Here is a 19,145-nt window from a genome sequence, read left to right as displayed (position 1 = left end):
GTCGCCACCGGCCCACCCCTCGACGGGGGACGGGACTGGTAAGAGCCGTTGATCGAGTGATCGGTATTCTCCGTGGCCCCACCGCTTCGATCACTGTGTGTGGTCGCTGAGGGCGTAGCGGTTCCAGGTCCCTCCCGCCTGGGCAACGACTCGGGTGGTGGTCTTGTCATGGAAGCCCAGCGCCCGGGCGATGACCGGAGCGGGGGCCTGGGGCACGAGTTGGCGCAGCGCGGAGGTGCGCACCGCTGTTCCGGGGATGCCGGTGTCGCGGATCAGGTCGGCGAGGCTGTGCGGGTGCGTGGGGCGCCCGGCCCTGCGGCCGGGGAACAGCCAGGCCGCATGCCGGTTGGTGGTGTTCATATCGGTCCGCTGATCCTTGGCCTGGAGCAACAGGTCGGCGAAGGGTTCGGGGACCGGGGTCGGTGGGTCGCCGACGCGTTCAACCGCCTTGACCTCCCTACAGCTGGTCCCCCCTGCTGGGTGCTTCCGGAGGATGCATCCCGCCACCGTCCTTGATGTCCACTTCACAGGTGGGGCGGTCGTAGGACTGGTCATTGGGGATCAACAACACTTCGGCAACCTGCTCAGGGTGCTCGACGGCGAGCCAGTCGTCGCCCGTGAGGGGATCGTCGGCCGGCCCGAACGCCTGGGACGAGTAAACCGCCTGGCACCCCAACGCCACACGCTCCTTGTCGACCGCGCAGGCGTCCACTGCGGGGTCGGAATATTCGTCGGCGCCGTCGAAGCGGAAGTAGAAGTGGACCCGGTCACCTTCGGAGGGCACTTGCGGGTGGGGCTCAAGGCGCCAGTCAACGACCGCTGCGGTGACGCCGAGAGGCTGCCCCTCCGTGTCCACGACCTCCACCCTGGCACCGGCCTTACCGCGCTCCGCCGTTGTGTCGGTGCAGCCCCAGAAAGAGCACCCGGACAGGGTGAGAATCACCAGAGCCAGCGGGGCAACGGCGAATACTCGTGTAGGTAACACTGAGATGACCTCCGGTCGGGGCGGGGAGCAGTGTATCCAGGGCGCGAATCTGGCGGAGGCCGGTGATCGCGTGATCGGTATTCGTCTCTCCCCACCTCCACCTCGTGCTCTACAGCGCGCCGCCAGGATCCCCCGGCGCCGAGGCTCTGGCCCTGCTGAATGTACTCGGAGCCCGGGCCAGTGATTATCAGCTCTAGCGTCGCAGCCACGGCCACGCCGAAACCCGGGTGGTGAAGGGGCGCGGGCCCGGACCGGGTGCGGGCCGCCACACGCGCCCGGATCCCGCGGGTCCCCCTACCCGGCGCGGATGATCACTATCGTGGCCAGTCCGGCTGAGCGCGACTGGGGGGTTCGCCATGCCACGACGGCTCGTCAGAGGGGCGGCTGCGCGCTGGGGTGCGCGCCTGGGATCCCTCCTCCTGTCCGGAGCTGTGCTGGTGTCCGCGTCCGCCACAGCGGCTCCGGCGACGCCCCCGGCCTCCGCAGCGCCCGCACCGGTGGCGGCCCTCCGTGCCGGGGACGACCCCGGCCCGGGAGACAGGCGCAGCGGCCCGGTGATTCTGGTGGGCGTGCCAGGGTTGTTGTGGCAGGACGTGACCCCTGAGCACACACCGACCCTGTGGGGGATGGCCGAAGGCGGTTCCGTCGGCAACGTGTCGATCCGCAGCGCCACCTCACGCACCTGTCCGACCGACGGCTGGCTGTCGGTGTCGGCGGGACAGCGCGCCCTGTCCGAGCGCGAGCGCTTCACGGTGTGCGAGGCCGCTCCCGAACCCGAGGGCGACGGCTCGGGAGCGGTCGTCCCCGGCTTCGACTCCTACGTGCGGGTGAACGAGCGCTCGTCCTTCTCCGCCCCCATCGGCGTGCTCGGGCAGACGGTCCGCGACTCCGGGGGAACGACCCTGGCCGCGGGCCCCGGCGCCGCCCTCGGCGTCGCCGACACCTCCGGCCGTGTCGACCACTACGTCGACGGTCCGCTCGATCTGACCACGGAACGCCTGGCGGGAGTGTCCCTGGCCGCCGTGGAACTGCCCGAGCTCACCCGGTTGTACCCCGACCCCCCGGGGACACGGGGGGCGGCCGACGCGGAGGAACCTCCGGAACCCGACCCCGAGGACGTCCCCGAATGGGCGCGTGAGGAGGCGCTGGCCGACCTGGACGGCCGTCTGAGGGCTCTGGAGCGGATCCTCCCCGTCGGTTCGTCCCTGATGGTCGTCGGCGTGTCCATGGACACCGGCCCCTCACAGCTCACCGCGGCCCTGTACGGGGAGATCACCGAGGAGGGGTTCTCCGGGAGCGAGGCGTTCCTGGCGTCGGAGTCGACGCGTCGCCCGGGACTGGTGGCCCTGACCGACACCACGCCCACCGTCCTGACCGCGTTGGGGTTGAAGGCGACCGCGCCGACCAGCGGGCGGGTCTGGCACCTGACGGACCGGCCGCCGACAGTCGAGCAGGCCGTGGTTCGCCTGGTGGACTTCAACACCGCCGCGGTGGTCGTGGGCGCGGCGATCCCCGGCTTCTTCAGCGGGCTGGTCGCCTTCCAGCTCCTGATCTACGCAGCGGCGGCGTACGCCCTCCACCGGTACTCGGGTCACCAGCGCGGCAAGCGCGCCCTGGTGCTGTCGGTGACGCGCATCGTGGCACTGGCTGGTGCCGCGTTCCCCGTCGCCAGCTACCTGGCCAACCTCATCCCGTGGTGGGCCTCGGAGAGCCCGCTGGTGGCGCTGCTCGCCTGTGTGGTCACCGCCGACGCGCTGGTGGTGGCGCTGGCCGTGGCCGGGCCGTGGCGACGGAGCATCCTGGGGCCGATGACGGTCGTCGCGGGGGCGACCACGGCGGTGCTCTTCCTCGACCTGTGCTTCGGGGCGAACCTCCAGATGAACTCGCCGACCGGCTACTCGCCGATCGTGGGAGGCCGGTTCTACGGGATCGGGAACATCGCCTTCGCGACGTTCGCGACCGGCATGCTCATGGCGGTCGCCGGGGTCGCCCACGAGCTGATCGCCCGGGGTCGGCAACGCGCGGCCGTGGCGACGACCCTGACCGTCGGGGCCGCGTCCGTCCTGATCATCGGCTGGCCCGGCCTGGGCACCGACTTCGGCGGTGTGATCGCCCTGATCCCTGGTCTCGCCGTGACGACGATGATGATCGCCGGGGTGAGGATCACACCGGTCCGGCTGGCGGCGGTGGGGCTGATGGCGGTGGCAGCGATCACGGTGCTGTCGTGGCGGGACTACCTGCGCCCGCCGGAGGAGCGCAGCCATCTGGGGGCGTTCGCGGCGCAGGTGGTGAACGGGGAGGCCGGAACCGTGCTGACCCGCAAACTGGGCGCGATGCTGGGGACCCTCGGCAACTGGCAGCTGACCCTGCTCGCGGCCTGCGCGCTGGTCTTCCTGTTCGTCGTGCTCAACCGGCCGACCAAGTGGCGGATCGGAGCGCTCCAGCGTGCCTACGAGTACGCGCCGACGCTCAGGGCCGGGCTCACCGGATCGCTGGTCACCGCCCTCACGGGCTTCGGGGCCAACGACTCGGGGGTGGCGATTCCCGCGATCGCCCTCACCGTGGCTGTTCCGCTGACGCTCTCCGCGTGTGTGTGGGCGGTCCAGCGGGAGGACCTGGACCAGACACCCGGCCGCGAACCGACCGAGAACGCCCACTGCCTGTGATCCATACCTCATGCAGCACAGGCAGAGCAAACGTCACGAGCACGACCTTGCGTCGCTCACGTCACGAATCGGCCACGGCCTTATGGTAAAGTGCGAGGCTGGGCGGGTCCGCTCAGGAAAGACAGCAGCGGCCGGGGACTGCAGGTCTCCCGGGTAGACCGCCCAGTACACGGGCGCGGCCCCGTTTTCGCCGCCCCAGCAGGCCACCCCCGACCTCGGGGGAATGCCCGCTCCCACGAGTGGGTTCACAGTTGCAGAGGGCTGGGAGTGGCCCGAAGCGACAAGCGACGCGTCCCACGACGCACCACGCGTCTCCGCCGCCATCCGCAGGACGGGACACGCCCAGGAACTTTCGATCCGGGTTCGCACGTTCGACGGACATCCGCGCTCCGCGCGGAGTCCCCAGGACACCCAGGTGAGAAGGCGTTTCGTTCCCGGTTCCAACCCGGGGCACCACGCAAGGAACTTGATGAACCATCAGCTTGGCCACCGCGGTAACGCCGCGAACGTATCGGTCGGCACGCGCTCGTGGAGCGGCGTACGGCCTGTGTCGCCGACCCCTCGGGCACGTCCCGAATACGCCGGAGTCGCAATGCCCGACCTGAACATCTCCTCCACCCTGCACGACGCCGGACGGGTTCTGGCGCTGGACGGGGAGATCGACATGGCCACCGAGCACCGCTTCCAGGAGGCAGTGACCCAGGCCCTGACCACACAGCCGTTCGGGCGGGTCGTGTTGGACTGCGCCGACCTGCGGTTTATCGACTCCAGTGGTCTGCGCGTGCTCATCCGCGCGCACAAGGCCGCCAAGGAGCAGCAGGCGGTCCTCGCCATCGCCTCACCCATCCACCGGGTGATGCAGACCCTGCGGGTGACGTCGCTCGACACGCGCATCCCCGTTTTCACCACGGTCTCCGAGGCGCTCGCCGCGCCGCGTGTGAACTGACCGTTCTCCGACGGGGAGCCCCGACCCGCTCCCCGGTCGGCGAGGGCCGCACCGGCCCTCCCGGCAATGCACAGGGCGCGACCACGGGGCCGCGCCCTTCTGTGTGTCCGGAACCGCCGCGTGTCCGGGACCGCCGCGTGTCCGGAACCGGCCATCTGCCGGGCAGCGGGCCGGCCGGAACCCCTCAGAAGAGCAGCAGCCACACACCCAGCGCGGTCACCGCGAGGTTGACCAGGGCGAAGACCACCACCCACAGGGTGCCGGGTACACCGGTGAGCCTGGCGAGCTGGTCGGCGTCGGAGTGGGGGGACGGGTTGCGTCTGCGCTGCGCCTGGAGCTCGAAGACCGGGCGCACGCCCGCGAAGAGCAGGAACCAGATGAACAGGTAGGCGAAGGCCGCCTGGACCTCGGTCGGGGTGAACCAGCTGATACCGAACACCACCGCGCCCGTGGCGACGATCGACACCACGCCGTAGACGTTGCGGATCATCAGGAGCATCGCGGCGAGCACGAGGATGCTCAGCCACAGCAGGGCGGTGATGCGGTCGGACATGAGCATGAGGATGCCCAGGAGTCCGATGACCGACGAGGCGATGTAGCCGGCGAAGACGGTCAGGATCATGCCGATGCCGGTCGGCTTGCCTCGGGAGACGGTCACACCGGAGGTGTCCGAGTGGAGCCGGATGCCGGTGAGCTGCCGGCCGCTGAGCAGCGCGACGAGCGCGTGCCCGCCCTCGTGGGCGATGGTGACGACGTTGCGCCCGATCCGCCACGGCGGGCCGAGCAGGACGGCTGCCAGGGCCAGGACGGCCGCGGCGATGATGATCCACCGCTCCGGCTCCGGCTGCACGGACAGGACTTCCTGCCACACGTCACCCAAGGTTGTTCCCACCACTGCCCCTGACTCCTGCTCGGCGTACCGTCGACGGGCCCGCCCGGTGCGCGCCACGGTTGCCGGGAGACGCGGAGAATACGGGCCCTTGCCGAACTTTAGGGCATGTGGACGAGTGCTGCGGGTGCCCTGTGGATGACGGCCCACCTGGAAGGAAGACACGGACAAACGGCACCGATGAACTGGCCAAACAGGAGAGATCGACCTACATTAACTACTGTCAGTAGTTTTACGATTACTCTTAGTGAGGATTCTGTTGTGAAGCGTATCGCCGGACTCGCCCTCATCACCCTGACTACCGGCGCGGCCATCGGTCTCGCCGCCTCGCCCGCCTCCGCGTGGATCGGCCACGACGCCATGAACGGCGTCGAGCAGCTCATCGCCTCGCCGCTCGGCCACGTGGGCTACGACGGCCACTGGCAGGACCAGGCCGAGGCCGCCGAGGCGGAGCAGGTAACCCCCGTGGAAGGGGCCGAGACCGGGAGCACCGAGGCCGTCGAGGCCGAGGAAGCCGTCGAGGCCGTCGAGGCCGCCGAGACCGAGGAGGCTGGGGAGGCTGGGGAAGCCGAGACGACCGAGGGCGCGGAGACCGCGGCCGTCCACCCCGGCTACTAGTAGCCGACGCGTCCAAGCCCGCTCCACCGCGGCCGCGGACCCACGCGTACAGCACCGCCCACGGCCAGGGGCCGTGGGCGCCGCCGTGCGCCCGCGAGGGTCTGCGGGCCGAGAATCAGGAGGAGCTCAGCTCCCGTCCCGCTCCGCAGCGGCCTTGAGCCGCTCCAGGGTCCTCTCGATGCTGCGCCCGTTGTTCGCGGGCATCCCCATCAGGACGTAGAAGGCCGGAAACCCCCGCGAGTAGTCGAAGGTCTCGGTGACCCGGGTGCCGCCCTCCGGCAGCTCCTCCAGTTCGTAGCGCCAGCGGTGGGGGCCCGCGTGGCGCCAGGCGATGAGCCGGTTCTCCTCGTACTCCACCACCCGGTTGGCCATCCGGTAGCCGACACCGAACATCCGCATGTCCATGCCGAACTCGCTGCCCCTCTCCAACCTCTCGGGACCGAAGTGGGTGCCGCGCACCGTGCCGGAGCCGTCGAACTCGGAGTGCAGCGCCGGTGAGGCGACGATGTCGAAGATCCGCTTGGCGGGAGCGTCCACCACGACGCTCCGCGCAACCTTGTGTTTGGCCATGACCGCATCATGTCACCGCCGCCCGACGTGTCCCCGCCGGGTCCGGCGAAGCCTTGTCAGCCGCGGATCGCGTGCCGCTCCACCCCCGCCAGCGTTCCCGAGCGGGAATCCACGTGCACCACCCAGAACGACCCCTTGCGCAGCCCCAGCTGCTGCGTGACCGGCGCTCCGAGCCGGGTGAGCGCCTCGGACATCAGCTTCGGGACCAGCTCGCCGTGCGTGCAGACCACCGTCGGCAGCCCTTCGACGACGAGGCGCGCGAACGCCTCCTGCGCCTCCTCCACGTCGTACTGTGAGCCCTCCCGCACGGTGAAGGCGCGCTCGGTCCGCATCGGCACATCGTGCTCCACGGCGTACGGCAGCATCGACTCCGTGCACCGTGCGGCGGCCGACGACACCACCCGGGGCCTCCCGTAGGCGCCGAGCACCTCGGGCAGCGCCAGGGCATCGGACCGCCCGGCCTCGTCCAGTGGGCGCAACAGGTCGCTGTCGGGCCATCCGCGCTTCTCCCCCGCCGACAGGTGCCGCAACAGGATGACGGGGAAGGTGGTGGCGGGCCCGGCGCGGAAGTTGTCGAGGACCTGGGCGTCGTGGTCGTAGGTGAGCCGGTCCCGGGCCTCCTCCACCGGAACCCACTCGACCAGGTCGACCTCCTCGTTGGGCTGGTAGTCGATCGTCCCGTCGGGGTGGTCCGGAGTGGCCGCCCACCATTCCACCTGTTTGGGCCACCCGTCCTTCAGGTAGCGCTGGGGCGGGAGCCTGCGTCCCATCAGCGGGGTCAGCCCCGTCTCCTCCTCGACCTCGCGGACCGCTCCGGTGACGGGGTGCTCGCCGTTCTTGAGCTTGCCCTTGGGCAGGGTCCAGTCGCCCCGGTCGGGGCGGCGGATGAGGACCACCTCGGTGCCTCCGCCGGCGCCCGCGCGCCACAGTAGGGCGCCCCCCGCGCGGATGGGTTCGAGGTAGCCCCCGACCGCCGTGTCACGCGGCGGGAAGGCACTGGTCACACGCACGCCCTCGACCGGGCCCGCCCCCTCCGGGGGCTGCCCGCCGTTTCCGTGCGGGCCCGCAGCGTCCGCGCCGTCCTCCGTCATCCCGTTCATCCGCTCTCCACCACTCGCAGGTGGCGGTCACCGCGCAGGCTGTCCTGGAGGTCGACGAGGGGCTGCCCGTCCTCGCCGCGGGTGTGCCGGGTCCACGTGCCGTCGGGTTCGAGCCGCCAGGACGAGGTGCTCTCGGCCATCGCCAGGTCCATCAGGCCGACCAGGCGGCGGCACTGATCGGAGTCGGAGACCCGCACCAGCGCCTCGACCCTGCGGTCCAGGTTGCGCGGCATGAGGTCGGCGCTCCCGATCCACACCTGCGGCCGCCAGCCGTTGGCGAACACGAAGATGCGGGAGTGTTCGAGGAAGCGCCCCAGGATGCTGCGGACCCGGATGTTCTCGGAGAGGCCGGGGACGCCCGCGCGGAGGACGCAGCTGCCGCGCACCCACAGGTCCACGCTCACACCTGCCTGCGAGGCCCGGTAGAGGGCGTCGATGATCTCCTCGTCGACCAGGGAGTTGACCTTGATCCGGATGCGGGCGGGCTCTCCCTTGAGGCTGTTCTCGATCTCCTGGTCGATCTGCCGGAGCAGGCCCTCGCGCAGTGCGGCCGGGGCGACGAGCAGACGGCGGTAGTGCTTCTTGCGGGAGAATCCCGTGAGGCTGTTGAACAGCTCGCTGACGTCCTCTCCCACCTCGGACGCGGCGCTGAACAGGCCGAAGTCCTCGTAGACGCGGGCGGTGCTGGGGTTGTAGTTGCCGGTGCCGACGTGGCAGTAGCGGCGCAGCAGCCCGTCGTCGTCCTTGCGTATGACCATGGACAGCTTGCAGTGCGTCTTGAGGCCGACGACGCCGTAGACGACGTGGCAGCCCGCGAGTTCGAGCTTGCGCGCCCACTGGATGTTGTTCTGTTCGTCGAAGCGGGCCTTGATCTCGACCAGGACCACGACCTCCTTGCCGGCGCGTGCGGCCTCGATGAGCGCCTCGACGATGGGTGAGTCGCCGCTGGTGCGGTAGAGGGTCTGCTTGATCGCCACGACCTCGGGGTCGGTGGCGGCCAGGGCCAGGAACCGCTCGGTGGTGGTGGCGAACGACTCGTAGGGGTGGTGGACGAGCACCTCCCGCTCCCGGATGGTCGTGAACAGGTCCCCCGAGGTCAGGCTGCGGGGTTCGACCGGGACCATGGGCGGGTAGCGCAGCTCCGGCCTCTCCGTGTCGGCGATCTGGGCCAGCCCGGCGAGGTTGAGCGGGCCGGGCACGCGGTAGATCTCCTCCTCCTCCGCGCCGAGCTCCTCGGTGAGGATCGACAGGACCTCGGGGGAGATGCTGTCCTCGACCTCCAGGCGCACGAGGGGGCCGAAGCGGCGGCGCAGGAGCTCGTTCTCCAACGACGTGACGAGGTCGTCGGTCTCGTCCTCGTCCACCTCCAGGTCGGCGTTGCGGGTGACACGGAAGGCGTGGTGCTCCAGGATCTGCATGCCTTCGAAGAGCTGGGGCAGGTGGGCGGCGATGACGTCCTCGATCGGGACGAACCGGCCGCTCTGCCGGGGGCCCAGCTCGATGAAGCGCGTCAGGACGCTGGGCACCTTGACCCGGGCGAACATGCGGCGCTCGTCGAGCGGGTCGCGGACGGTGACCGCGAGGTTGAGGGAGCGGCCGGAGATGTAGGGGAAGGGGTGCGCGGAGTCGACCGCGAAGGGGGTGACCAGCGGGTAGACGGAGCGCAGGAAGTAGCCGTGCAGGTACTCGCGCTCGTCCGTGTCCAGATCGCTCCAGCGGACGATGCGGATGCCCGCGGCCCTCAGGCCGGGGGCGACGCTGTCCTCGAAGCAGGCGGCCTGGCGGAGCATCAGCTCATGGGTGAACCGCGAGATGCGTTCGAGAAGGGTGCGCGGCCGGTGTCCGCTGGAGGAGGCCACGACGACCCCGGTGGCCAGGCGGCGTTTGAGTCCGGCGACCCGGACCATGAAGAACTCGTCGAGGTTGCTGGAGAAGATGGCCAGGAACCGGGCGCGTTCCAGGAGCGGGATGTCCTCGTCCTCGGCGAGTTCCAGGACCCGTTGGTTGAACCGGAGCCACCCCTCCTCTCGATCCATGAACCTGTCGGCGGGCAGCTCGGTGGTGGGACCCGCTGGCGTTGGCGCTGATTCCGTGCTCACAGTGGGCAGACTCCCCCTCTTTCATGACCGCACGGTGACAACCCCGTGAGGGGAAAATGACCTCCATGCGGCCTCTATGGAGCTTCTGTACCCACCCGGCCGCGAACGCCCGGGATTTTCGCGCATAGATTGCCCAGCTTTCGCACCACGGACGCGAAAACGACGCCCCTCGGTTGCCGGGGACGCAGGCGGACGCGCGCGAAGGGAGCTAAGTGATGCCGATCCGAAGGTTCGGCGGCATGATCATGACGAACATCCCGATCCGCATGATGACGTTGATCCACGTGTTGCGGAAGCAGGCCCACAGGTAGCCGTACAGCAGGCCGGCGGAGGCGTAGGTGAGCAGGGCCAGCCCGGTGTCGTACACGAGGTCGACCCCGGTGAGTTGCGACACCGCGTCGTAGGGCTGGATGACCGCGTAGGTGAGCGCGAAGACCACCGAGGTCGCCAGGATGCCGCCCCACCGCCCCATGAGGATCTCCAGGCGGCTCTGCACCATCCCCCGGAAGAAGATCTCCTCGCAGACCGCGACGACGGCGAAGGCGAGCACGAAACCGAGCAGGGGGAAGGACGGGCGGGGGAGCCCGGTGTGCGGGATGAGCAGGTAGCCGATCAGGCCGAGTGCGACGCCCACGGGGAGCAGGCCCAGCCAGCGCCAGGGTTCGGTCACCTTCAGCGCGACCGACGGCATGGCGGTGCCCTTCCCGTCGATCGTGACACCGGAGCGGTCCATGGCCAGCAGCGGCAGGGTGAACAGGAACAGCAGCCGGGACACCAGGGCCTCGGACATCGCCAGGTTGGCGCCGATCGTCGCCTCGTACATGCCGAAGATCATCGACAGCAGCACCATGGTCAGCACGAAGCCGCCCAGGCAGGCCGCAAGCCAGACCAGTTCCCTATTGATCGGGTGGCCGACCATCGCCGCGGCGATCCTGCGGTCCAGTTCGTCACGGGCCCCGAACCACCTGACCAGGGCCCAGGCGAGGAGGCCGCCGACCAGCATCGGCGTCCAGGAGATCAGGATGAGGACGGCGGAGTCGCCCAGGACGTCGGAGCGCAGAGCGGGGTGGGTGAGCATCGGCACCGCGACGAGCAGGACGGCGAGGGCGGACCACCAGGCGAGCCCCCATCTTCGCACCATGGTCACAAGAGCCCCTCCCGTATCAGGACTCTCATTCTGCCCAAGAGATAGCTAAAAGCTTCCTGGTGACTACGGTATGTCGCCATCAGTCTTGGGCCCTCGCCCGGGAGACGGGGCGGGGCGGCCCCGAGCCGTGTACCGGCTCGGGGCCGCCCCGTGATGACTCCCCGCGCGAACTCTCCCTGACCCGCACTGGTCCTGGCCGGCGGCGGGGCTGACGAAAGCCCGTGTCAGTCCCCGTTGTCCAGGACCGACTTGAGGAACGTCTTGGTCCGCTCCTCCTGCGGGTCGCCGAAGATCTGCTCCGGGGTCCCCTCCTCGGCGATCTGACCCGCGTCGAACATGAGCACGCGGTGCGACACGTCGCGGGCGAACCCCATCTCGTGGGTCACGCAGAGCATGGTGATGTCCGTGCTCTCGGCGACCTCACGCAGGACGTCCAGCACACCGGCGACCAGTTCAGGGTCCAGCGCCGAGGTGACCTCGTCCAGGAGGAGGATCTCCGGGCTCATCGCCAGTGCGCGGGCGATCGCCACGCGCTGCTGCTGACCGCCGGACAGCTGGGTCGGGTGGGCGTCGATCTTGTCCTCCAGGCCCACCAGTTCCAGCAGTTCCTCCGCCTTCGCGTTCGCCTGCTCCTTGGGGGTCCCCAGGACGTGCACCGGGGCCTCGATGATGTTCTGCCGCACGGTCATGTTCGGGAACAGGTTGAACTGCTGGAAGACCATGCCGATGCGCTTGCGGCGCTCGCGCAGGTAGCTCTCGCTGGCCGGGGCCAGGCCTCCCGCACCGCCGCGGGGCATGTGGCTGAAAGGCTCGCCGCCCACCCAGACGACGCCCTCGGTGACCTTCTCCAGGGTCATCAGCAGTCGCAGGATGGTGGTCTTGCCCGAACCGCTGGGACCGATCAGGGTGACCCGCTCGCCGGGGTCGACCGAGAAGTCCAGGTGGTCGAGCACGGTGAGGTCCCCGAAGCGCTTGACCACCTGGTCGAAGACGATCAGGGAGTTCCCCTGGGCCTCGGCCCCGACACCCTGGGTCTGTGCGTTCGTTGGGGTATCAGACGGCGGCATAGCGTCGCTCCAGTCGTCGGATGATGATCGCGGACGGAATGCTCACGAGGAGGAACAGGAAGCCCACGAGGGTGAACGCCTCCACGATCTTGAAGCTCGCCTGGCCCACCTGCTGGGCGGTGGCCAAGAGCTCGACGACGGTGATGGCGAACAGCAGCGGGGTGTCCTTGAACATCGCGATGAGGTAGTTGCCCAGCGCGGGGATGACCTTGCGGATCGCCTGCGGCAGCACGATCGCGCCCCACGTGCGCCGGGACGGGAGGCTCAGCGCGCGCGCCGCCTCCCACTGGCCCTTGGCCACGCCCTCGATGCCCGAGCGGTACACCTCGGCGGTGTAGGCCGCGTAGTGCACGCCCAGGACGATGATGCCGACCAGCAGGGGGGAGAACCCCGCCGGTACGAGGGCGAAGACGAAGACCAGCTGCACCAGCAGCGGCGTCGTGCGGATGAACTCCATCACGAAGTGGACGATCGCCCCGAACACCGGGACCCGGCGGACGATGGCGATCACCAGGCCCAGCGACAGGGCGATCAGGTAGCCGAACACGGTGGCCTGGATGGTGACCCACAGACCGCGCAGGAGGTCGGGCATGACCTCCAGGGTGAACTCGAAGTCCCAGATCACTTGGCGACACCCACCTTCGTGCTCGCGGACGGGGGCCGCAGGAGCGCCAGCAGACCGGTGCCTCCGGGCGGGGTCCGCCCGAGCTTGCGGTTGGCGCGGCGTTCGAGCAGTCGCATGCCGAAGATCAGCACCTGCGCGATCAGGTAGTAGAGGATGAGGGCCCCGGTGAAGGCCAGGACCGTCTCACCCGTGGCGGAGCGGATCTGCTGTGCCACGGCCGTCAGGTCGGCCACACCGATGAGGTAGGCCACCGCGGTGGCCTTCATGAGCTCGATGACGAGGTTGCCGAACGTGGGCAGCATCTGCGCCCACGCCTGCGGGAGCACCACCAGGCGCGTCCTCTGGAGCCACGACATGTTCAGCGCGACGGTCGCCTCGACCTGGGCCTTGGGCACGGCGTTGATGGCCGCGCGCACCACCTCGGCGCCGTAGGCACCGACGTTGATGCCCAGGGCGACGATCGCCGCGAAGGTGTCGTCCAGCTTGAAGCCGGACACCAACGGCAGGGCGTACGCCATCCAGAACATCAGGACCAGTGCGGCGATCCCTCGGAAGACCTCCACGTAGACCGTGGCCACGGCTCTGGGCAGCCAGTGCCGCATGGTGCCCAGGATTCCGAAGGCCATGGCGAGCACGAAGGCCAGCGCACTGCCACCAACGGTGAGCTGGATGGTGATCAGAGCGCCGTCGAGATATCGGGGTAGCTGCTCGATCAGGAATTCCACGTCGTGGTCATCCCTCGCAGAGTTCGGCGGTGGTCGCGTCGTCGGGCAGGTCCGCCTCGGTGAAGCCCCACTCCTCGCCCAGTTCCAGGAGGCGTCCGCTCTCCTTGAACTCGGCGATGACGCGGTTGATCTCCTCCAGGAGCTCGGTTTCGTCCTGACGGACGCACAGACCGCCCCAGCCCTTCTCCTCCCGGCCGTCGATCTCCGGGAAGAACGCCTCGGTCACCTCGAAGGGGCCGCCGCGGTCGATGAGGAGGTACTCGTGGGAGACCTTGAGCATGGACATCGCGTCGACCCGGCCCGACTCCAACAGCTCGTAGCCGGTGGTCTGGTCGGGGATGAGCTCCATCTGACCCTCGGGCACCCCGAAGTGCTCGGCGTAGCTCTGCTCGACCGAGCCGTTGAGGACGGCCACGGTCAGGTCGGGGTTGTCCACGAAGGAGGTGAAGTGCTGGATGTCCTCGGGGTTGCCCTCGTTGACGAGGAAGGCCTCCGGAGACGTCGCGGTCGGCTCGCTGAAGGCGACCTGCTCGCAGCGGTCGGGCGTGATGAACACGCCGGCGGCGAGGATGTCGAAGCGATTCGCCTGGAGTCCGGGGATCAGGCCGTCCCAGGTGACGGGGGTCGGCTGGATCTCGGGAACGCCCAGCTCCTCGAAGACCGCCTGGGCCACGGCCGGGGACTGCCCGGCGGGCGCTCCGCTGCCGTCGATGAAGCCGAACGGGATCTCGTTGGCGAGGCCGACGCTCACGAAGCCCTGTTCACGCAGGCGTTCCAGGGTGGACTGCCCCCCTTCCTCCCCGCCTCCGCCCCCGTCGACACGGGTGCAGGCGGCGAGACCGACCGTGGCGAGCCCCACCCCTCCCAGTCGGAGTGCGTCTCGGCGGCCCCAGGTGCCTCGGCTGATCGCTGGTACCTGCTTCTTCACGACTGCTCCTCGATGGTTCGCGAGAGCGACGCTCCCGCCCAGAGCACAGGGCGGGTGCGCCGCGCATTCGGATGGTGGGACGCCTGGTGCGGGCGGTGCGCGGCGCTGGACCGCGGCTGCGGCCGCCGGTCGGGACACGGAGCGGCGGCGCTGGTACGGGGTCTCTCTCCCCGAGCACACTCAGCAGTAACAAGACATGTTTAGTCCGTTATGCACTGGTTATGGATACGCGGTCGTCGGGTTACCCGGCTTTCCACCTGCTCAGGGCGGGTCACCTGTGACTGGTGACCCTGGGTCCGGAACCCGGTCACACTGGGGTGTCGACTCACCGATGCGCTGTTCTCCCCTCACCCCGCCCCCGAGTCCCGCTCCAGAGAGGATCATCAAAACCCAGGTGACGACCGTGGGCGGGGTCCGCCACGCGGACCCCGCCCACCTCCTGCCGTGTGGCGCCCTACGCGGGGGCGTCCTCCTCGACGACGAGCGGGTAGACACCGTTCTCGTCGTGGACCTCACGCCCGGTCACGGGCGGGTTGAACACGCACAGCACGCGGAAGTCCGTCTTGGGGCGGACCGTGTGCTTCTCGTGGCCGTTGAGGAGGTAGAGGGTGCCCGGGGTGATGGTGTGCTTCTCCCCGGTCTCCTCGTTGGTCAGCTCCGCCTCGCCCTCGATGCAGTGCACGAGCTCGACGTGGTTGGCGTACCAGAAGGTCGACTCGGTGCCCGCGTACAGGACGGTCTCGTGGAAGGAGAAACCCACCTTCTCCTTGGCCAGGATGATCCGGCGGCTGCGCCAGTTCTCCGTCTTGATGTCGGCCTCGGTGTCGTTGATCTCGTCCATGCTGCGAACGATCACTGGTTTCCTCCTTGAAACGCGCTGCTGCGCCTTGCTCGGGTGGGGCGACGCGGCGCGGGGCCGGACGACCCCCCTGAGGGATGCCGTCCGACCCCGTACCGCGTGGATGTGGAACCGCTGCCAGGGTCTCCCCTAGGCGGGCTGGGCCACCTTGACCGCGGAACGGGCCGCGTCAGCCATGATGTCAAGCCCGGCGGTGAGTTCCTCTTCCGTCGAGGTGAGCGGCGGAAGAAGTTTCGCGACCTCGTCCTCGGGACCGGAGGTCTCCAGGAGCAGGCCGCGGTCGAACGACTCGGCCGCGAGCTTCTTGGCGATTCCGGGCTGCTCGAAGGCCAGACCGCGGGCGAGGCCGCGACCGCGCACGTGCGCCCCGAAGTCGGAGTGCTCGGAGGCCATCTCCCCCAGGCGGGCGGCGACCATGTCGCCCTTGGCCTTGGTGGAGGCGGCGAAGGCGTCGTCGCTCCAGAAGCGGCGCAGCGCCTCGGCCCCGGTCACCATCGCCGGGTTGAAACCGCGGAAGGTGCCGTTGTGCTCGCCCGGCTCCCACACGTCCAGCTCGCGCTTGAACAGGGTGAGCGCCATGGGAAGGCCGTAACCGCTGATGGACTTGGACAGCGTGACGATGTCCGGGGTGATCCCGGCCTCCTCGAAGCTGAAGAAGTCTCCGGTGCGGCCGCAGCCCATCTGGATGTCGTCGACGATCATGAGGATCTCGTACTCGCGGCAGAGATCGGAGAGCTCGCGCAGCCACTGGGCACTGGCGACGTTGATGCCGCCCTCGCCCTGGATCGCCTCGACGATGACCGCGGCCGGCTTGTCCAGGCCGCTGCCGCTGTCGTCCAGCAGGCTGCGCAGCCACAGGAAGTCGGGCGTGCGGCCGTCGAGGTAGTTGTCGAACGGCATCGTGGCCACGTGGTCGAGCGGGACTCCCGCCCCACCGCGCTTCATCGAGTTGCCGGTGACGGCCAGGGCGCCCAGGGTCATGCCGTGGAAGCCGTTGGTGAAGTTCACGATCGTCGAGCGGCCGGTGTACTTGCGGGCCAGTTTCAGCGCGGCCTCGACGGCGTTGTTGCCCGCCGGGCCGGGGAACTGGATTTTGTAGTCGAGGTCCCGCGGTTTGAGGACGATCTCGTCGAAGGTCTGCAGGAAGTCGCGTTTGGCCACGCTGTACGCGTCGAGGCTGTGGACGATGCGGTCGTCCGTCAGGTACTCGATGAGCGAGGTCTTCAGCTCGGGGTGGTTGTGCCCGTAGTTGAGCGAGCCCGCTCCCGCGAAGAAGTCGAGGTAGGGCTTACCGGTCTCGTCGTAGACATGGCTTCCGACCGCCCTGTCGAAGACGACCGGCCAGTTCCGGCAGTATCCGCGGACTTCGGACTCCAGGCGCTGGAAGGTCTCCATCGTGTGTACCTCGGTTCCTTTCCCCAGGTTCGTGGGCTCATGGCTTGGACGACGGGGTGGGTCGGGATCGGTCGATCCGCTGCGGATGGTCGTCATGCCCCTGACCCGGTCGGGTCGAAGGGGCCGATGCGTACCAGGTCCTCGGGATCGTGCGGGGCGTCGCCCTCCTGGGGGAAGTGTTCCCCGGTCAGGAGCGGACTCCACACGACCTCGGCACCCCGGTCCCGGGCGAACGACGCGAACAGTGCGCGCGAAGCGGTGTTGTCGGGTGTGACGGTCGCTTCGAGGTAGCGCAGACCACGGTCGGTGATCTGGTCACCGATGAAGTCGAGCATCCGGCGGGCCAGCCGCTGTCCGCGGAAGGCGGAGTCGACGGCGACCTGCCAGAGGAAGTACGTGTCGGGGCTGTCGGGACGCACGTACCCGGTGACGTAGGCCGCGACACGGCCGGCGTCGTCGCGTGCGACGACGCTGGTCGCAGCGAAGTCCCTGCACCAGAGTGCGTAGGCGTACGGGGAGTTGACATCCATTCCCGTCTCCCGAGCCAGCCGCCACATGTGCGGCCCGTCCTCCGGGGAGGGGTGCGCTAGGCACACGTCCCCACGGCCCGCGGCCTCTGTGGTCTCAGGGCTCTCGGCCCCGGTGTCAGTTCGGTCGCGTGCTTGGAGGTTCGTTCGTAGATGTGGCACGTCGATCGAACTTAGCGAACGAATGTCAATGAGGTTCCGGAGAGATTCCGCGCAGATGTTTGGAGAGGTTCGCATCGGGTATGGCCCGTTTATTTAGCAGCGGACCAGAGCCCCGAGCAGGGCCTTCGAGGGGTGTCCCGAAGGCGCGGGTTCCGCCATCCACACCCTGTTGATCAGGCACTTCGGCGATCGGACCGGGCCCGCCAGGCGCGCGGCCTCGGAGCCGTCACCTCGCGCGGCGGCCGACCGACAGGGTCAAACATAGAGTCATACCAAGCAATATTAAGCGTGCGTTAAGTCACATCAATTCGGTGGGAACCTCGCGACATAACACCCGGTCAGATGGCGGCTCAGGTCACACGCTACGCGCTGGGGCGCAGAAAAAGGTCTGTGCGCTGGAATTTCCTTCACCCCCTCCAGTACCGGTACGCCCCGCACGCGCGGCCCGGGACGGGCACGCACCCGACGGGGCGGAACCCCGACACGGGCGAAGGCTCTTGATGATTCGGTGGATTTGCAGCAGACTCCGTGTAGTACGACCTCATGTAGTACTACACTTAGTCGCATCGCTTCGCCGCAGTTCCACCGGTCGACGGGAACCTCGGCGAGGCGGAGGGTGCGGGCCTCGCCGTGGGAACACGGCGCGGTCCGAGGACCATGGACCAAGCCACGGATCGGAGGCGTCCCGTGAACCGCCTGTACCACGAGAGCGAGGACTGGGTCGAGCAGGGCAACTGCCGCTCGTACGACCCGGAGATCTTCTTCCCGGTGAGCAGCACCGGGATCGGGCGCGCCGACACCGAACAGGCCGTCGCCGTCTGCGGCAGCTGCACTGTGCGCCAGGAGTGCCTGCGGTGGGCCCTCCGCTCCGGCGAGGCTCACGGGGTCTGGGGTGGCACCACCCCCGAGCAGCGCCGCTACATGCGGCGCGAGCTCGTACCGGCCAGTTAGGAAGTGTTGTCCGGAAGGCTTTCGGGTCGGAGCGCCCGCCCGGGCGGTCTCGCCCGGGGCGATGTGCGAAGCCCGACCCGGTGGGGCCTGACGAGAGAAGCGCTCCGGGCGCCCGCACCGTGATGCGAAGGGCTGCCGGCCCGACCGGAGCCGTGAGGTGCCGCACCGCGGAGCCCCGCCCCGTGCCGCCCCGTGCCGCGAACGGAAAGGCGCGGTTCTCACCTTTGGGGGATCTTGCGGCCCCTCGGGGCACGGCCTAGGTTCGTTCACGTGCGACCCGCTCACGGCACACTCCGCCTCACACGCACGGCGTCCCTCGCCGCGGCGTGCACCGGGCTCGCCTGGGGCGGCCACAACCTGTGGGCGGAGGTCCCCGCCTCCGCCGGCGGGTTCGCCGCGGCGACCGCGGTGCTCTTCCCCGTGCTCTGGCTCTTCACCCGCTCCATGCGCGGCTTCGGCGACATCCTCGCCGTCATGGCGACGGTCCAGGTCGCCTTGCACCTCGTCCTCCAGGGGTCGGCGGATCCCGCTTTCGGCGCCCTCGGCGCCGACTCCGACCACACCGGCCACGGGATCCTCGCGCACGCGCTCGGCTTCGCACCCGGCATGCTGCTGGCGCACCTGTGGGCCGCCCTGCTCGCCTCGGCACTGCTCGCCCACGGCGAGGCGGCCCTGTGGTTCCTGGCCGCTCTGCTCGCCCGCGCGGTGCCGCCGCTGCTCGTCCCCGGCCTCGTGTTCGGCGCCCCCTCGCCGGTCCGGTACCCGGACCGTTCCCCGGCGCCCTCCCCCGCCCCGCCCTCGGCGCACCGACCGCGGGGTCCTCCCGGTTCGCACGCCCTCGCCGCCTGAGGGGCCCGCCCCGCGCACCCCCTCCCCGGAGGAGACC

At 69.4% G+C, this 19,145-nt stretch carries 19 protein-coding genes; 5 read left to right on the top strand and 14 right to left on the bottom strand.

Features of this window, described 5'->3' with window-relative positions:
• Positions 1–90: 90 nt before the first annotated feature.
• Complete coding sequence (locus ACFWTE_RS18695; protein ID WP_378780791.1) at positions 91–360, bottom strand: hypothetical protein; 270 nt, start codon at positions 358–360, stop codon at positions 91–93.
• 97 nt (positions 361–457) lie between these two features.
• Positions 458–943: a hypothetical protein gene (locus ACFWTE_RS18690; RefSeq protein ID WP_378780790.1), complete on the bottom strand. Its 486-nt coding sequence runs from the start codon at positions 941–943 to the stop codon at positions 458–460.
• Positions 944–1,341: 398 nt separating this feature from the next.
• Between ACFWTE_RS18690 and ACFWTE_RS18685 the strand changes: the two genes are divergently transcribed.
• Entirely contained in the window at positions 1,342–3,651 is a 2,310-nt protein-coding gene (locus ACFWTE_RS18685; RefSeq protein ID WP_378780789.1) for a hypothetical protein, read from the top strand.
• Positions 3,652–4,243: 592 nt separating this feature from the next.
• On the top strand, positions 4,244–4,597 hold the full coding sequence (locus ACFWTE_RS18680) for an STAS domain-containing protein (protein WP_378780788.1): 354 nt from the start codon (positions 4,244–4,246) through the stop codon (positions 4,595–4,597).
• A gap of 184 nt (positions 4,598–4,781) precedes the next feature.
• Here ACFWTE_RS18680 and ACFWTE_RS18675 read toward each other — a convergent pair whose 3' ends face one another.
• The gene (locus ACFWTE_RS18675) at positions 4,782–5,477 is read right to left on the bottom strand and encodes a M50 family metallopeptidase (RefSeq protein WP_378780802.1); all 696 of its coding nucleotides are present in this window, start codon (positions 5,475–5,477) and stop codon (positions 4,782–4,784) included.
• 270 nt (positions 5,478–5,747) lie between these two features.
• Between ACFWTE_RS18675 and ACFWTE_RS18670 the strand changes: the two genes are divergently transcribed.
• Positions 5,748–6,104, top strand: coding sequence for a hypothetical protein (locus ACFWTE_RS18670; protein ID WP_378780787.1), 357 nt, complete (start codon positions 5,748–5,750; stop codon positions 6,102–6,104).
• A 126-nt stretch (positions 6,105–6,230) separates the two neighbouring features.
• Here ACFWTE_RS18670 and ACFWTE_RS18665 read toward each other — a convergent pair whose 3' ends face one another.
• The 11 genes from ACFWTE_RS18665 to ectA all read right to left on the bottom strand — a co-directional run bounded on the left by ACFWTE_RS18665 (position 6,231) and on the right by ectA (position 17,215).
• Positions 6,231–6,674 (bottom strand): SRPBCC family protein, encoded by a 444-nt coding sequence (locus ACFWTE_RS18665; RefSeq protein ID WP_378780786.1) that lies wholly within the window; start codon positions 6,672–6,674, stop codon positions 6,231–6,233.
• Between the two features lie 56 nt (positions 6,675–6,730).
• The gene (locus ACFWTE_RS18660; RefSeq protein WP_378780784.1) at positions 6,731–7,774 is read right to left on the bottom strand and encodes an NUDIX domain-containing protein; all 1,044 of its coding nucleotides are present in this window, start codon (positions 7,772–7,774) and stop codon (positions 6,731–6,733) included.
• Complete coding sequence (locus tag ACFWTE_RS18655; protein ID WP_378780783.1) at positions 7,771–9,873, bottom strand: RNA degradosome polyphosphate kinase; 2,103 nt, start codon at positions 9,871–9,873, stop codon at positions 7,771–7,773. Before ACFWTE_RS18655 ends, ACFWTE_RS18660 begins: the two co-directional genes overlap by 4 nt.
• Before the next feature lie 208 nt (positions 9,874–10,081).
• Positions 10,082–11,014 (bottom strand): CPBP family intramembrane glutamic endopeptidase, encoded by a 933-nt coding sequence (locus tag ACFWTE_RS18650; RefSeq protein WP_378780781.1) that lies wholly within the window; start codon positions 11,012–11,014, stop codon positions 10,082–10,084.
• A gap of 230 nt (positions 11,015–11,244) precedes the next feature.
• The gene (gene ehuA, locus ACFWTE_RS18645) at positions 11,245–12,087 is read right to left on the bottom strand and encodes an ectoine/hydroxyectoine ABC transporter ATP-binding protein EhuA (protein ID WP_378780780.1); all 843 of its coding nucleotides are present in this window, start codon (positions 12,085–12,087) and stop codon (positions 11,245–11,247) included.
• Complete coding sequence (ehuD, locus tag ACFWTE_RS18640) at positions 12,074–12,712, bottom strand: ectoine/hydroxyectoine ABC transporter permease subunit EhuD (RefSeq protein ID WP_378780778.1); 639 nt, start codon at positions 12,710–12,712, stop codon at positions 12,074–12,076. The genes ehuA and ehuD overlap by 14 nt, the downstream gene beginning before the upstream one ends.
• Positions 12,709–13,437 (bottom strand): ectoine/hydroxyectoine ABC transporter permease subunit EhuC, encoded by a 729-nt coding sequence (gene ehuC / locus ACFWTE_RS18635; protein WP_378780776.1) that lies wholly within the window; start codon positions 13,435–13,437, stop codon positions 12,709–12,711. Before ehuC ends, ehuD begins: the two co-directional genes overlap by 4 nt.
• Before the next feature lie 7 nt (positions 13,438–13,444).
• On the bottom strand, positions 13,445–14,296 hold the full coding sequence (gene ehuB, locus ACFWTE_RS18630; protein ID WP_378780801.1) for an ectoine/hydroxyectoine ABC transporter substrate-binding protein EhuB: 852 nt from the start codon (positions 14,294–14,296) through the stop codon (positions 13,445–13,447).
• A gap of 523 nt (positions 14,297–14,819) precedes the next feature.
• Positions 14,820–15,221, bottom strand: coding sequence for an ectoine synthase (locus tag ACFWTE_RS18625; protein ID WP_378780775.1), 402 nt, complete (start codon positions 15,219–15,221; stop codon positions 14,820–14,822).
• Positions 15,222–15,353: 132 nt separating this feature from the next.
• Complete coding sequence (ectB, locus tag ACFWTE_RS18620) at positions 15,354–16,619, bottom strand: diaminobutyrate--2-oxoglutarate transaminase (RefSeq protein WP_378780773.1); 1,266 nt, start codon at positions 16,617–16,619, stop codon at positions 15,354–15,356.
• 92 nt (positions 16,620–16,711) lie between these two features.
• A complete protein-coding gene (ectA, locus tag ACFWTE_RS18615; protein ID WP_378780772.1) occupies positions 16,712–17,215 on the bottom strand; it encodes a diaminobutyrate acetyltransferase in 504 nt (167 codons plus the stop codon).
• Between the two features lie 780 nt (positions 17,216–17,995).
• On the opposite strand from ectA, the gene ACFWTE_RS18610 reads away from it, so the two are divergent.
• Positions 17,996–18,259 (top strand): WhiB family transcriptional regulator, encoded by a 264-nt coding sequence (locus ACFWTE_RS18610; protein WP_378780770.1) that lies wholly within the window; start codon positions 17,996–17,998, stop codon positions 18,257–18,259.
• Positions 18,260–18,529: 270 nt separating this feature from the next.
• Positions 18,530–19,108 carry a copper resistance protein gene (locus ACFWTE_RS18605; protein WP_378780769.1) on the top strand — a complete coding sequence of 193 codons (579 nt, stop codon included), beginning with the start codon at positions 18,530–18,532 and terminating at the stop codon, positions 19,106–19,108.
• The last annotated feature ends 37 nt before the right edge of the window (positions 19,109–19,145 follow it).

This window comes from Nocardiopsis sp. NPDC058631 (assembly GCF_042716955.1).
Classification (GTDB): Bacteria; Actinomycetota; Actinomycetes; order Streptosporangiales; family Streptosporangiaceae; genus Nocardiopsis.
This window is presented reverse-complemented; position numbering and strand designations above follow the sequence as displayed.